We start from the raw sequence: 13,668 nt of genomic DNA, 5'->3' as shown, positions 1-13,668 counted from the left end.
CCCATCGCGTCCAACACTTCTATTCGCTGCGATTCAGCTGTGAAATCGATCGATGACCGAGCTGTCGAGGCCGTTCGGGATGCGGTGACGACGCGTGGTGGTCGTGCGGTTGGGATGGCGTTTTCGCGCGAAACCGTCATCTCGCACGCCTGGAGAACGCCGGTTTCGCGCAAAAACGCCACCGCTGCGGAAACGCCGCGACATGCACCGGCATGCAGGACGAGGTTGGCGACGAGCTCTAGAGCCAGCCACGTTCGCGGGCGGTGTTCGCCGCTTCGATTCGGTTGCGAGCCCCGAGTTTCGCCATCGCCGTCGACAGGTAGTTGCGGACCGTGCCTTCGGCGAGGTTGAGGCGGCGCGCCAGTTCGGCATTGCTCGCGCCGGTCGTCGCTTCGCGGAGGAGCTCTCGTTCCCGGTCGGTCAGCGGATCCGCGTGATCCCACGCCGCGATCGCCAGTTCCGGTGCCACGACGCGCTCTCCGGCGTGCACGCGGCGCAGCGCCGCCACCAGTTCCGCGATCGGCGCGTCCTTGAGCACGTATCCCGCGACGCCGCTGTCCATCGCGCGCCGCAGGTAGCCGATGCGGGCGAAGGTCGTGACGATCAGGACCCGCACCGGATCTCCGGCCCGGTGGAGCTCCGCGGCCACTTCGAGCCCCGTTCGCCCCGGCATTTCGATGTCGGTGAGCAGGATGTGGGGCCGGTGCCGCTCGACGGCCGCGAGCGCTTCGTCGCCGTTGCCCGCCGTCGCCACCACGCTGACGTCCGGCTGCAGGTCCAGCAGGGCGGCGAACGCGTCGAGGACCATGCCCTGGTCTTCCGCCAGCACGACCCGGATCTCCTCGCCCACCTAGGTCGCCACCCGCAACGGCACCGCGACGGTGAGCGTGGTTCCCGCCGATCCGGTGCGCTGCACCCGGCCGCCCAGCGCGGCGATTCGCTCGCGCATGCCGGACAGGCCGTTGCCCTCCGGGGCGTCGCCGCCGATCCCGTCGTCGGCGATCACCAGCTGCAGCTCGCCCTCCTGGGCCTTCAGCCCGATGTGGCAGGTCGTCGCGGTGGCGTGCCGGACGACGTTGGTCACCGCCTCGCGCAGCGCCAGCGCCAGTTCGTGCTCGGTGGAACCCACGATCGCCAGTTTCTCCCGTCGCACGACGACATCGACGCCGAGACTCGCCAGCGCGTGGTGCGCCGCTTCGAGCTCGGCGTCGAGGCTGGCCTGCCGCCAGCCCGTGACGGCGTCGCGGATCTCGGTGAGCGCCGCCCGGGCGGTGCTTTCGATCTCGGCGGCTTCGCCCCGCGCCCGCTCGGGATCGCGGCCGATGAGCTCGTTGGTGAGCGCCGCCCGCACCACGATCGCCGTCAGGGAATGGCCGAGCAGGTCGTGCAGGTCGCGCGCGATGCGTTCGCGCTCCGCCAGGGTGGCGAGGTGCTCGATGCGCGCGTTCTGGCTGCGAAGTTCCGCCGCGGCGCGGTCCCGCTCGACCCAGTTGATCTGCATCGTCCCGATGGCCCAGAGGAGCACCAGCGACGGGATGAGGCCGTACAGCCGCCAGGGCATCGGCACGATGGAGACCACGGAGAACAGGCTGACCAGCACCGACAGGCCGACGAACCAGCGCAGCGCGGTCCGCCGCGATTCGGAGACGCCCGCGAACGCCGCCGCGTAGACGAACAGCACCGCCGCGCCGGAGTTGATCGGCGTCATGGCCGCGCCGAGCACGGCGGTCGGCACGGTGCACCACCAGCGCGCGCGAGCCGGGCGGTGCCACGCCAGCAGGTACATCGGGACGACCGCGGCCATGACGCCGAACGCCAGCGCCCAGTCCACCCAGGTCGATCTCGGGTCGAAGGCTGGGCCCCACAGGAGGTTCGCCAGGTAGATGAGGTGGACCCAGCGGGCGAGACGTGCGCAGCTTCTCATGATCGGGCATGACGGTACGACATCGCGGCGAGTGCTGCGGTCACCGCGGTCGCGCCGAGCACGACGAGCGCATGCGCGGTCGCCGCTTCGCCGTCCAGCTGGGCGAGCGCCAGCTGGGCCAGGTGGTACGTCGGCAGGAATTGCGCGATGTGACCGAAGAACGCGGGCAGGATCTCCAGCGGCATCCACAGGCCGGAGAGCACCGCCGACGGGAACAGGAACGCGTTGAGGATCGCCGCGGTGGCGTTCGCCCCGGCCTGGAAACCCACGGCCAGACCCAGCAGCGCGAACGGCAGGGCGCCGAGGATCAGCACGGCGAAGACGCGCAGCAGCTCGACGACCGAGATGTTCAGCGAGCCGGTGAGCGCGGCGGTCGCGGTCATGGCCAGCAGGACCCCGGCCGAGTAGGGCAGCACCGCGACCAGCTTCGCTGCCAGCGTCACGCCGATCGGGACGGCGGACACCCGCTTCGCCCGCAGCCAGCCGCGTTCGCGGTCGCCCGCGACGGTGATGCCGGGGTTGGTCAGCGAGACCGACAGCACGGCGAAGGTTCCGAAGGTCGCCAGCATGCCGGTTCCCGCGGGGACCGGACCGGCCGGAATGTTCCCGTACAGCGAGACGAACAGGGCGAAGAACCCGACCGGCATCACGATGGAGAAGAACAGCGCGGTGGGCTCCCGGAAGATGGCCCGCAGCTCGTACGCGACCTCGACGCCGAAGATCCTGGCGTTCATGCGGCGCTCCGTTCGGTCAGGCCGACCACGGCTTCCTCCAGGCCGGCTCCCTCGACGCGGAGGTCGGTCAGATTCGGATCCTCGGCGAGGAGCACGCGCAAGAGCGCCTCCGGGCTGCGGGTGCCCAGGCGGACGTGGTCGCCGTCGCGGCTGATCGACACGACCTCGGGAAGTTCGCGCAGCCGGGCCTGGTCGAGCGCGGTCTTCGCGGTGACCGTGCGATCGGGCAGCCGGGACATCAGCTCTTCCGGCCGGTCGGCGGCCACGATGCGCCCGTGGTCCAGCACCACCACGCGGTCGGCGACGGTGCCGGACTCCTCGATCAGGTGCGTGGTCACCAGCACGCCGGTACCGCGCGCGCGACGCTCGGCCAGGACTTGCCAGAACCGCCTACGCGCCGGCACGTCGAGGCCGGTGGTCGGCTCGTCGAGGACGAGCAGCGCCGGTTCGGTCACCAGCGCCATGGCCAGCTGCAGCCGCTGCCGCTGCCCGCCGGAGAGCTTGCTCGCCCGGCGCCCGGCCAGCTCGGTCAGGTCCAGCTCGGCCATCACCGGGCCCGCCGCGGCACGCGGGAAACCGCCGCGCACGGCGGCGCCGGTGACGAGCTCGGCGACCTTCAGCGTGTTCGGGAACCCGAGTGACTGCTGCACCACGCCCAGGTGCCTCCGGGTGGCGGCGATCCTCGGATCTCCGCCACCGACCCGGATCCGGCCGCCGTCCTGCGGGTGGAGCAGGCCGGTCACCAGGTTCACCAGGGTCGTCTTCCCGGCGCCGTTCGGCCCGAGCAGCGCGACGCACTCGCTGGCGCCGACGTCCAGATCGACCCCGTCCAAGGCGCGCGTGCCGCCGTACCGGTGGCGCGCCGCGCGGACTTCCAACACGTTCTCCATGGCTGATCATGTTCGGCTCGCCGCGGTGTTCCAGGTAGTGAGCAGGCGTCACCGGCCGGTGATGACAAAAGTCAGGCCTGTCCACTCTTGAGCTGTTGGCCGGAGACGTGACGGCCTTTCGCAAACAAGCGCCCGGAGGGCCTTGATCGAACCGCTCTGTGGGGGACTAATTACTCTGTGCCACAGGGCGTGGTGACCGTATGCACATGTAACGGTTTGATCTCAGCCGAATGGGGTAGCTTGCGACGGCATGAAACCCCCGAATGTTCGACGCTCCGTAATCGCTGTGGCCGCCCTGATGCTCAGTACCGGAACCGCCGCCGCCTTGGCCCCCGTGGCGGGTGCGGCTCCGTCGGTGGAAGACCAGGTCGTCAATCTGGTCAACAAGGAACGAGCCGGTGCCGGCTGCGGCGCCGTCAAGGTGGACTCCCGGCTCGTCAAGGCGGCCAAGGAGCACAGCGCCGACATGGCCAAGCGCACCTACCTCGATCACACCACCCCCGACGGTGTGACCTTCACGCAGCGCATCTCGCGCGCCGGCCACCCGTCGCCGGGCGCGGAGAACATCGCCCAGGGCTACCAGACGGCCGACGAGGTCATGGCCGGTTGGATGAAGTCCGACGGGCACAAGACCAACATCCTGAACTGCTCCAACAAGACCATCGGCGTCGCACTCGACACCAACGGCGACTACTGGACCCAGGACTTCGGGAGCTGAGCACCACGATCGCTTCGGCCGGTACGCTCCGCCGGTGATCTTGCCGCCGCCCAGCGAATCGGCCACGCCCTCGTTCGACGAAGTGCTCCGGCTGCGTCGGAGCACTCGGGAGTACTCCGGCGCGCCGCTGTCCGCACGAGCAGTTAGCCGGTTGCTCTGGGCCGCGCAAGGCATCAGCGGCCCAGGCCTGCGCACGGCCCCGTCCGCAGGAGGATCGTTCTTCCTGGGATTGACGCTGGTGGCGGGCGAGGTGACGAACGTGCCGGCCGGGAGCTACCGGTACGAACCGGGCGCGCACCGGCTGGTCCCGCTCGCGCGGGGCGATCTGCGCGCCCGGATCGGCGACGCGGGCATCGGCGACCAGCCTTGGCTGTCGTCCTGCGCCGCGCTCATCCTGATCAGCGGTGACACGGCGGCGGCCCGGGCCAGGTTCGCCGACCAGCCGCCGGGAACGCGAGGCGTCGGCTACGTGCATCTCGAAGCAGGTGCCGCGGCGCAGAACGTGGCACTGCAGGCCGCCGCGGACGGAATCGGCGCGGTGCTGGTAGCCGGCTTCGACGACGACGCCCTGCGACAGCACTGCCCCGCGGGCTACGAACCACTGGCCCTGCTGGCCATGGGGCATCCGCGCTGAGCGAGTAGACGTTCCTGCGGGCACGGGGCCGTGAGTGTTTTGGGTCGCTATAGCAACCCAAAACACTCACGGCCCCGTCGCGTCAGGGAGCCGTGTCGTTCTTCTCGGCGCGGCCGAACAACAGCGCCGGTATCCCGGGCCGGCGCCGCCCGCCGAATGTCTACATAGGACGAATCTATCTGGTCGCGGCGATCGGCTCGTACTGGTGCTCGGGCCGGCCGCTGGCGCCGTACCGCAGCGTCATGACCGCCCTGCCGTCCTGGGCCAGCGCGGCCAGGTAGCGCTGCGCGGTGGCGCGGGCGATGCCCAGCTCCTCGGCGATCTCCGCCGCGGAGCGGGCGCCTCCGCCGTTGCGCAGCGCGTCGAGCACGAGCTGGGACGTCAGGGTGGACTGGCCCTTCGGCGCCGCGGGCCGGTCGCCTTCGTGCAGCAGCCGCACCGCCCGGTCGATCTCCTCCTGGTCGACCGCTCCGCCGGTCACCGGCAGGCGCGAGTGGTAGCGGGCATAAGCCGTGAGCCGGTCGGTGAGCTGCTCCGCGGTGAACGGCTTGACGAGGTAGTTCAGCGCGCCAGCCGCGAGCGCGGCGCGGACGGTGGCGGGATCGGTTGCGGCGGTGAGCATGATCGCGTCGACGTCGAGCTCGGCCAGCAGCGCGACCCCGGCGCAGTCGGGCAGGTAGTTGTCCAGCAGCACGAGGTCCGGACTGTGCGCGTCGATCAGCTCACGCGCCTGCGCCGCGGTGTGCGCGGTGCCCAGGACGCGGAATCCGGACACCCGCTCGGTGAACTCGGCGTGCACCTGCGCGACCCGGAAGTCGTCCTCCACCACGACAACTCCGATCACAGCGTCACCTCCTGGGTGGTTTCGAGAACCTCCGGCAGCTCCGCGACGAACACCGTCCCTCGCTCCTCACCGGTATCGGCCAGCCGCACGTCTCCGCCGAGGCTGCGCGCCGCCTGCCGGCACAGCGCGAGCCCCAGTCCGTTGCCGTCTGCGCCCTTCGTCGACACGCCCTCGGTGAAGATCTGTTCCCGCAACACATCCGGCACGCCGTCGCCGGTGTCCACAACGGACAGGTGCAGCGTCGTGCCGTCGGCGAGCAGGTCCACTTCGACGCGGGCCGGGCGGGCCGATCCCAGCCGCGCCGCGTCGATCGCGTTGTCGACCAGGTTCCCGACGACGGTCATGACCTCCACCGGGGCGACGACCGCCGACGGCACCCAGCTCGCCTCGCCGAGCTCAAGCTCGACGCCGCGTTCCGCCGCGACCGCCTTCTTGGCGGACAGGAACGCCACCAGGTAGGGATCGCGCACCGCTTCGGTCGCCGGGCCGAGCCGGGCGACCGACCCGGAGGAAAGCGCCTGCACGTATTCGACGGCCTCCTGGTGCCGCCCGGTCTGGAGCAGCCCGGAGAGGGTGTGCAGCCGGTTGGTGAACTCGTGCCGCTGGGCGCGCAGCGTGTCGGTCATGCTGCGCACCGACTCCAGTTCCCGGCTGAGCGCGGCGAGATCGGTCTGGTCGCGAAGGGTGAGCACGCTGCCGAGCTCGGTGCCGCCGCGAACGACGGGGCGGTGGTTGACCACCAGCATCCGGTCGCCGGTCACGGTGATCAGGTCGTCGGCCGGACGGCGGTCGGCGAGCACATCCCGGAGCCGCTGGGGAATGGCCAGTTCCCCGGCCGGGGTGCCGATTTCGATGGGCGTGTCCAGCAGCCGCTCGGCCTCGCGGTTGCACACCGAGACGCGGCCTTCGGCGTCGACCGCGAGCACGCCCTCGCGGATGCCGAAGAGCACCGCTTCGCGCTGGCGCACCAACTCCGCCAGCTCCTGCGGTTCGAGCCCAAGGGTCCGCCGTTTGAGCATGCGGGTGAGCCACGCCGCCCCGGCCACGCCGACCAGCAGCGCCCCGCCGGTGAACGCCGCGGTGGTGCCGATGAGGCGCAGGAACGCGGTGCTGATGTCCTCGGCGTCGAAGCCGACGCTCACCTGTCCGACGATCGCGCCGTCCGGGGTGCGCAGCGGGACCTTGCCCCGCGCGGAGAGGCCGAGCGTGCCTCGCTGCACGTCGACGACCTCGTGGCCGGTGAGCACCCAGCGCGGATCGGTGCTGACCGGCTCGCCGATCTTGGCCGGATCCGGATGCGACAGGCGGATGCCGTTGCGGTCGGTGACGACGACGAACAGCGCGCCGGTGGCCGAGCGCGCCCGGTCGGCCTGATCGCGCACCTGCGGCAGGTCGCCGCGCGCGACCGCGCTGCCCAGGTCGCTGTCGGCGGCCACCGAGTGGGCGACGGCGAGGGCGCGCTGGCCGTACTGGTCGACGAGGTTGCGGTCGAGCAGGGACGCGACGAGGACGAACCCGATCACGGTGACCAGGGCGATCAAGCCGATCTGGAGGGCCAAGGCCTGCCGCGCGAACCGCATCGGGCGGCGTGACATCCCTCGACTGTACCCCGCGAGCAAAACGCGCAAAACGCGGTGAACGCGGGATAGGCGGACAACGTCGACAACTCTCCCCAAGGTGAACGGGGTCACCTACGGTTCCGCAGAACGAAACGCCGTTGTAACGAGGACCACCGTCGGTCCGCGGGGAGGAGGAGCGTTGATCGCGCTGCTCGGCTTGTGCATGGTTACCGTTTTCCTCTACCTGGTGATGAGCAAACGGCTCTCCCCGATGGTGTCGCTGATCGTGGTTCCGGCGGCGTTCGCCTTGCTCGGTGGCTTCGCGCCGGACCTCGGCGACATGATCACCGACGGCATCAAGTCGGTGGCCCCGACGGCGGCGATGCTGCTGTTCGCGATCCTCTACTTCGGAATCATGATCGACGCGGGGCTGTTCGACCCGATCGCCCGCGCGGTGGTCCGGCTGACCCGCAACGACCCGCTGCGGCTGATCATGGGCACGGTGGCCCTGGTGGCGGTGGTGTCGCTGGACGGCGACGGCACGACCACGTTCATGATCACGGTGTCGGCGCTGCTGCCGATCTACCGCAAGCTCGGCGTCAGCCCGGTGCTGATGACCGGCCTGGCCTGCATGACCAACGCGATCCTCAACGTCGTGCCGTGGGGCGGGCCGGCGGCGCGGGCGGCCAGCGCGCTGAAGCTGGACCCGCAGGAGCTGTTCGTCCCGATGATCCCCGCGCTGGCCGCCGGGCTGGTCACCGTGTTCGTGATCGCCTACGCCATCGGCCTGCGCGAACGCGCCCGGCTGCGCACCGCCGCGCCCGTGCTCGTCGGGGCGGGCGGGCCCGGGCCCGACACCTACCACGGCGGCTCGGCCGACTTCGACGTCCTCGCCCCCGACCGCGAGTCGCTGCGCCCGAAGCTGTTCTGGTTCAACGCCGTGCTGACGATCGCGCTGCTCACCGCGCTCATCATCGGCGTCCTGCCGATCGCGGTGCTGTTCATGATCGGCTGCGGGATCGCGCTGATCGTCAACTACCCGCGGCTGGACCAGCAGCGCGCTCGCATCGCCTCGCACGCGGACAGCGTGGTCGCGGTGGTCGCGATGGTGTTCGCGGCGGCGGTGTTCACCGGCGTGCTCTCGGGCACCGGGATGATCGAGCAGATGGCGCACTACCTGCTGACCGCGATGCCGGACGCGCTGTTCCCGTTCTTCAGCATCATCGTCGCGGTGCTGAGCGTGCCGTTCACGTTCTTCATGAGCAACGACGCCTTCTACTTCGGCGTCATGCCGATCCTGGCGGAGGCGGGCGCCCAGCACGGCATCGGCGCTATGGAGATCGCCCGCGCCTCCCTGCTCGGCCAGCCGATCCACATGCTCAGCCCGCTGGTGCCCGCGATGTACGTCCTCATCGGACTGGCGAAGGTCGACCTGGGCGACCACCACCGCTTCGCGATCAAGTGGGCGCTCGTGGTCTGCGCCGTCGTCATCACCGCCGGCTTCGGCCTCGGGCTGATCGCGATCCACTGACCCCGCACGGGAAATGACCGGCCGTGAACCTTTTGGGCCGCTGTGGCAACCCAAAAGGCTCACGGCCGGTGCCGTGCTCGAAAAAGACATGCGCCGTTGGCCGGGTGCGTGGTGGGATCGAGCATCGTGCAACCGATGACGAACCCGGTCTCCGGCGTGGGCGATCTGCTGGCCCGGATGGAACGGAACCTGGCCGAGCACGCGTGCCACCTGCACCGGCGCATGAGCGGCGCGACCGTGGTGGAGGCGGGCGACCTCGTCGTCGCCGACAGCGGGCTCGACGACGACACCTTCAACATCGTCGCCGCGGCCCGCTTCGCCCCGGAAGCCGCGCCGGCTCGGATCGCCGAGACGATCCGGACGCTGGCCGCCACCGGCCGCCCGTTCTCCTGGTGGGTGGGCCCGGCCTCCGCACCGGCGGACCTGAGCTCCCTCCTGGCGGACGCCGGCCTGCCGGTCGCCGAGAGCGAGACGGCGATGTGGGCCGAACTGGATGATTCCCTGCCGCGGCCGCATGCGGAGCGGCTGGAGATCCGCCCGGTGACCACGCCCGAACAGCTCGCCGACTACGCGACGGTTCTCGCCGGGAACTGGGATCCGCCCGCCGGCACCGTTCGCCGCTTCTTCGCCCAGGCGGCCCCGCAGGCGCTGGCCGCCGACTGCCCGGCTCGCTACCTGGTCGGCTACGTGGCGGGCCGTCCGGTCTGCTCGGCCGAGGTGTTCTGCCATGCGGGAGTCGCAGGGATCTACAACATCTGCATTCTGGCCGACCACCGCCGGCGTGGCTACGGCGGCGCCATGACCCTCGCGACGCTCCACGCGGCCCGCGCCGAAGGCCACCGCATCGCGGTCCTGCAGGCGTCAGCGGACGGCGAACCCATCTACCACCGCCTCGGCTTCAGTTCCTGCGGGCAGTACACCGAGCACGCCATCACCGGCTGACGGCCGTGAGTCTTTTGGGCTGCCATGGCGACCCAAAAGACTCACGGCCGTCATCACGTCACTTTCGCGACGTGCGCCGGCAGGCCGCCAGGGCGGTGGCGGTGACCTCGACGGCCGCTTCGCCGAACGCTCCGCGCCGCCGGAGCCCGGCCCTGACAGCGGGAACGAGCCGGTGGCAGCAGAGGTGCACAGCGGCGGCCAGGTTCCCGTGCACCTGCCCGCGCTGGAACGTCCGTTGTAGACGGATGAGGGTGCGCATCGATCGTCCTTCCTGGGGTGAGAACCGGAGCATCGGATGCTGCCGCGGATCAGGATCCGCGATCGTCCGCGTGCGGTAGGGGGCCGAGCACTTGAAGTGAACGGACCGTTCGTCCCGATAGGCGAGGCGAACAGTCCGTTCGCTTCACCTGCCTGGGTGTTGGTGGTGTGGGGTGAACGGACCGTTTGTCTCGATAGGTGAGGCGAACAGTCCGTTCGCTTCATCGACCAAGGCATTGGGGCCGGGATGCGGATGAGCGGTTCCGGCGACATGCCGGAACCGCTCATCGGTGTGCCCTGGCTTCCGGGTCAGCTGCGGAGAGCGGCTACCGGAACCGTTTCGCGCTCGTTCGCGCCGGGCAGCGGTTCTTCGGTGATGGTGCTGCGGAAGTGGCGCAGCCGCAGGCTGTTGCCGACCACGAACACCGAGCTGAACGCCATCGCGGCACCGGCGATCATCGGGTTGAGCAGCCCGGTCGCGGCCAGCGGCAGGGCCGCGACGTTGTAGGCGAAGGCCCAGAACAGGTTGCCCTTGATGGTGCCGAACGTGCGGCGGGAGAGCCGGATGGCGTCCACCGCCGCGCGGAGGTCGCCGCGCACCAGGGTCAGGTCGCTGGCCTCGATGGCGACATCGGTGCCGGTGCCCATGGCCAGGCCGAGATCGGCCTGGGCGAGCGCGGCGGCGTCGTTGACGCCGTCACCGGCCATGGCCACCACGCGGCCCTCGGACTGCAGGCGCTTGACGACGTCGACCTTGTCCTGCGGCAGGACCTCGGCGATCACCTCGTCGATGCCGACCGCGGCCGCCACGGTGCGCGCCACGGTCTCGTTGTCGCCGGTGAGCAGCACCGGCTTCAGCCCGAGCTTGCGCAGCCCGGCGATGGCCTCGGCGGAGGTCGGCTTGACGGTGTCGGCGACCTCCAGCACCGCCCGGGCGGCGCCGTCCCAGGACACGGCGACGGCGGTGCGGCCCTGCCGTTCGGCGTCGGCTTGCGCCGCGGCCAGTTCGTCGGTCAGCGGCTGGCTCCACTGTTCGAGCAGCGCCGGTCGCCCGACGAGCACGGCGTGGCCGTCGATGACCGCTTGCACGCCCAGCCCCTCGACGTTGCTGAACTCCTCGACGGCGGGAAGTTCGCCCACGCGCTCGGTCGCGCCACGTGTGATCGCCCTGGCGATCGGGTGCTCCGACGCGTTTTCCGCCGCTCCGGCGAGCCGCAGCACCACGTCCTCGTCGATCCCGTCGGCGGCGTGCACCGCGACGAGCGACATCTGTCCACTGGTGACGGTGCCGGTCTTGTCCAGCACGATGGTGTCGATGCGCCGGGTCGATTCCAGCACTTCCGGGCCCTTGATGAGGATGCCCATCTGCGCGCCGCGCCCGGTGCCGACCAGCAGCGCGGTCGGGGTCGCCAGGCCCAGGGCGCACGGGCAGGCGATGATCAGCACCGCGACGGCAGCGGTGAACGCCGCCGCGGCACCGGCGCCGGTACCGAGCCAGAACCCCAGGGTCCCGATCGCCAGCGCGATGACGATGGGAACGAACACCGCGGAGATCCGGTCCGCCAGCCGCTGCACGGCGGCCTTGCCGTTCTGGGCGTCCTCGACGAGCTTGGCCATCTGGGCCAGCTGGGTGTCGGAACCGACGCGGGTGGCGCGGACGACCAGCCGGCCGCCGGCGTTGACGGTGGCGCCCACGACGGCGTCGCCGGCACCGACCTCCACGGGCACGGATTCGCCGGTGAGCATGCTCGCGTCGACGGCGGAACTGCCCTCCTCGATGACGCCGTCGGTGGCGATCTTCTCGCCGGGCCGGACGACGAACCGGTCGCCGACGGCGAGCTGATCGGTCGGGATGCGGACCTCTTGGTCGCCGCGCAGCACCGCGACGTCCTTGGCGCCGAGTTCCAGCAGCGCCCGCAGCGCGGCGCCGGCCCGGCGCTTGGAGCGGGCCTCGAAGTAGCGCCCGGCGAGGATGAACGTCGTGACCCCGGCGGCGACTTCGAGGTAGATGTTGCCGTCGCCGCTCATGCGCTGGATGGTCAGCTCGAACGGGTGGGTCATGCCGGGGACGCCGGCCGTGCCGAACAACAGGGCGTACAGCGACCACAGGGACGCGGCCAGCGTGCCCATGGAGATCAGCGTGTCCATGGTGGCCGCGCCGTGGCGCAGGTTCGTCCACGCGGCCTTGTGGAACGGCCACGCGCCCCACACCACGACGGGCGCGGCGAGCGTGAGCGAGATCCACTGCCAGTAGGTGAACTGCAGCGCCGGAACCATGGCCAGCACGATCACCGGAACCGACAGCGCGGCCGAGGCGATCAGCCGGTCCCGCAGGGACTTCGTCGGGTCTTCGGCCTCGGTCTCGTCCACTTCGGACTCACGGGACGGGCGGGGCAGCTCGGCGGTGTAGCCGGCGGCCTCGACCTGCTCGACCAGCTGCTGCGGGTCGAGCCCCTCGGGATAGCTGATCTTGGCCTTCTCGGTGGCGTAGTTGACCGTTGCGGTGACGCCGTCGAGCTTGCCGAGCCGCCGTTCGACGCGGGCGGCGCAGGAGGCGCACGTCATGCCGCCGATGGCCAGTTCGATCTCCGCGGTGGGACTTGTCTCAGTGCTCATCGGAGTTCTCCCGTTCACCCGTGACCGCCGTGGCCGTCACCGGCGGGAGCCGGGCTGTGCTGCCCGTCCGCCGGTTCCTGCGCGTTGACTGTGAATTCCGCGGTGCGGACCGTACCGCCGTGCTGGAAGTCCAAGAACAGCCGGTAGGTGCCGCTGGAGGGCACTTCGGCCTCGAAGGCGATGCCCGGTCCGGCCGGGGTGCGTCCGTCGCCCGGCGAGCCGGTCGGATGCACGTGCAGATAGGCGAGGTCGCCGGTGCGCAGCGCCACCAGGTGGCCGTAGGCCGCGAGGTAGGGCTGCAGGTCGGTGACCGGGAGCCCGTCCTTGCTCACCGTCAGCGTGACCGGCGAGGACCGGCCGGCGACCAGCTCGCCGTCGAGGCGGACCTGGTAGCCGTCGACCTCGACGAGCCGGGATGGTCCGGTGGTGATGGGGGAGAAGGAGCCCGGCGCGGACACGTCGATGCCCAGCGTCTGGCCCTCGCCGCCGGTCGGCGTGAAGTCGGCGAACACCCGGTAGGTCCCGGCGCCGGGCAGGCGCATCGGCACGTGCCAGGTTCCGTCCGGGGTCATCTCGGGGTGGAGGTGCTGGTATCCGGCGGTGTCCCGGCGGACGACGATCAGGTGCATCCGCTTGTCGTGCTCGAGGTCGAACCGGGTGACCGGTCGTCCGTCGGCGCCGGTGATGCGGAAGGAGAACTCGTCGGTGGTCTCCGGCGCGATCAACGTCGTGGTGGGCGCGAGGGTGTAGCCGCCCCTGGTCGACGTCAGTCCGGCTGGAGTCTTGTCCTGCGTGGCTCCCGCGACGGTGCCGCTGTTGTTGCCCGCCTCCCCGGCGTTCCCACCGCCGGGGTGTCCGGCGTGCGCTTGCGCGGTGCCGGAAGTGAGCGGGCCGACAGCGGTTCCGGTGATCCACGCTCCGCCGAAGCCGAGCGCTACCACCGCACCGTAGGCGGCGAGCTTCGCTGCTGTGTTCATCTCAAACCTTTCGTGCCGGATCCGCGCGGCGGCGGATCCGT

Annotated in this window: 13 protein-coding genes; 4 read left to right on the top strand and 9 right to left on the bottom strand. The window is 70.8% G+C overall.

The features are described from left to right. Positions 1-238: 238 nt before the first annotated feature. From AB0I53_RS03760 to AB0I53_RS03745, 4 genes are read right to left on the bottom strand one after another with little or no spacing between them, the layout of a single operon-like run. Positions 239-808, bottom strand: coding sequence for a response regulator transcription factor (locus tag AB0I53_RS03760; protein ID WP_358596247.1), 570 nt, complete (start codon positions 806-808; stop codon positions 239-241). 42 nt (positions 809-850) lie between these two features. Continuing rightward, positions 851-1,924: a sensor histidine kinase gene (locus AB0I53_RS03755; protein ID WP_358595895.1), complete on the bottom strand. Its 1,074-nt coding sequence runs from the start codon at positions 1,922-1,924 to the stop codon at positions 851-853. Then, positions 1,921-2,658 (bottom strand): ABC transporter permease, encoded by a 738-nt coding sequence (locus AB0I53_RS03750; RefSeq protein ID WP_358595892.1) that lies wholly within the window; start codon positions 2,656-2,658, stop codon positions 1,921-1,923. The genes AB0I53_RS03755 and AB0I53_RS03750 overlap by 4 nt, the downstream gene beginning before the upstream one ends. After that, the gene (locus tag AB0I53_RS03745) at positions 2,655-3,548 is read right to left on the bottom strand and encodes an ABC transporter ATP-binding protein (RefSeq protein WP_358595889.1); all 894 of its coding nucleotides are present in this window, start codon (positions 3,546-3,548) and stop codon (positions 2,655-2,657) included. Before AB0I53_RS03745 ends, AB0I53_RS03750 begins: the two co-directional genes overlap by 4 nt. A gap of 298 nt (positions 3,549-3,846) precedes the next feature. Here AB0I53_RS03745 and AB0I53_RS03740 point away from each other — a divergent pair, with 298 nt between their 5' ends. Both AB0I53_RS03740 and AB0I53_RS03735 read left to right on the top strand, forming a co-directional pair. Further along, positions 3,847-4,266 (top strand): CAP domain-containing protein, encoded by a 420-nt coding sequence (locus AB0I53_RS03740; protein ID WP_358595886.1) that lies wholly within the window; start codon positions 3,847-3,849, stop codon positions 4,264-4,266. A 34-nt stretch (positions 4,267-4,300) separates the two neighbouring features. Continuing rightward, positions 4,301-4,900, top strand: coding sequence for a SagB/ThcOx family dehydrogenase (locus tag AB0I53_RS03735; protein ID WP_358595883.1), 600 nt, complete (start codon positions 4,301-4,303; stop codon positions 4,898-4,900). A 175-nt stretch (positions 4,901-5,075) separates the two neighbouring features. Here AB0I53_RS03735 and AB0I53_RS03730 read toward each other — a convergent pair whose 3' ends face one another. Next, positions 5,076-5,744 carry a response regulator gene (locus AB0I53_RS03730; RefSeq protein WP_358595880.1) on the bottom strand — a complete coding sequence of 223 codons (669 nt, stop codon included), beginning with the start codon at positions 5,742-5,744 and terminating at the stop codon, positions 5,076-5,078. Continuing rightward, positions 5,741-7,339: a sensor histidine kinase gene (locus tag AB0I53_RS03725; RefSeq protein ID WP_358595877.1), complete on the bottom strand. Its 1,599-nt coding sequence runs from the start codon at positions 7,337-7,339 to the stop codon at positions 5,741-5,743. Before AB0I53_RS03725 ends, AB0I53_RS03730 begins: the two co-directional genes overlap by 4 nt. 163 nt (positions 7,340-7,502) lie before the next feature. On the opposite strand from AB0I53_RS03725, the gene AB0I53_RS03720 reads away from it, so the two are divergent. After that, positions 7,503-8,834, top strand: a complete 1,332-nt coding sequence (locus AB0I53_RS03720) for a citrate:proton symporter (RefSeq protein ID WP_358595874.1) — start codon at positions 7,503-7,505, stop codon at positions 8,832-8,834. A gap of 135 nt (positions 8,835-8,969) precedes the next feature. Next, on the top strand, positions 8,970-9,776 hold the full coding sequence (locus AB0I53_RS03715) for a GNAT family N-acetyltransferase (protein ID WP_358595871.1): 807 nt from the start codon (positions 8,970-8,972) through the stop codon (positions 9,774-9,776). A gap of 58 nt (positions 9,777-9,834) precedes the next feature. Here AB0I53_RS03715 and AB0I53_RS03710 read toward each other — a convergent pair whose 3' ends face one another. From AB0I53_RS03710 to AB0I53_RS03700, 3 genes are all read right to left on the bottom strand, one after another. Then, on the bottom strand, positions 9,835-10,035 hold the full coding sequence (locus AB0I53_RS03710; protein WP_358595868.1) for a hypothetical protein: 201 nt from the start codon (positions 10,033-10,035) through the stop codon (positions 9,835-9,837). A gap of 308 nt (positions 10,036-10,343) precedes the next feature. Beyond that, positions 10,344-12,650, bottom strand: a complete 2,307-nt coding sequence (locus AB0I53_RS03705; protein ID WP_358595865.1) for a heavy metal translocating P-type ATPase — start codon at positions 12,648-12,650, stop codon at positions 10,344-10,346. 14 nt (positions 12,651-12,664) lie between these two features. After that, positions 12,665-13,627 carry a hypothetical protein gene (locus AB0I53_RS03700; protein ID WP_358595862.1) on the bottom strand — a complete coding sequence of 321 codons (963 nt, stop codon included), beginning with the start codon at positions 13,625-13,627 and terminating at the stop codon, positions 12,665-12,667. Positions 13,628-13,668 lie beyond the last annotated feature (41 nt).

This window comes from Saccharopolyspora sp. NPDC050389 (genome assembly GCF_040655595.1).
Classification (GTDB): Bacteria; Actinomycetota; Actinomycetes; order Mycobacteriales; family Pseudonocardiaceae; genus Saccharopolyspora.
Note: the sequence above shows the minus strand (reverse complement) of the source record. Positions and strands in the feature narration are given on the sequence as shown.